1 protein-coding gene is annotated in these 516 nt (G+C 45.2%); it reads left to right on the top strand.

Annotated elements, in window-relative coordinates; genetic code table 11:
* The coding region (locus ACFSCZ_RS17900) for an IS3 family transposase (protein WP_380775909.1) at positions 1 to 516 on the top strand (516 nt) is incomplete at both ends.

The following is a 516-nucleotide window of genomic DNA, read 5'->3' as shown; positions in this document are numbered from 1 at the left end:
GAGTGGTTACTATGCCTATTTGAAACGGCCCAAAAAACTGGCCTCCCGTGAGAATCAAGCACTTCTCACCCGCATCAAACGTATATACACAATGCATAAAGGAACCTTGGGCGCTAAACGGATCGCTAAAGTACTTTCAACTTCTGGTTCGGCCGTCAATCATAAAAGGGTAGCGAGACTGATGAGGGAAGCCAACCTTAAAGCCAATGTCAGGCTTCCTAAATCCACTGCCGAGTCCAAGAGTGAGTCTGCAGGGTTTGTTTATGAAAACCATTTAAACCGTGACTTCGACACCCAATTTCCGGATACGAAATGGGTTACCGACATGACAGAGATTGTGCTGGAAGGACAAAAGGTATACATTTCCGCCCTGAAGGATTTATTCAATGAGGAAGTCATTGCTTTTGAAACATCTTCCAGTCCCAACCAAGAATTAATCTGCAGAACGATCCGGTCTGCCCAACAAAATAGAAAACTGAAAAACCTGGAAGGTGTGCTCATTCACAGTGATCGGGG

Origin of the sequence: Siminovitchia sediminis (assembly GCF_042680885.1) — a bacterium.
In the GTDB taxonomy this organism is placed as follows: Bacteria; Bacillota; Bacilli; order Bacillales; family Bacillaceae_C; genus Siminovitchia; species Siminovitchia sediminis.
This window is presented reverse-complemented; position numbering and strand designations above follow the sequence as displayed.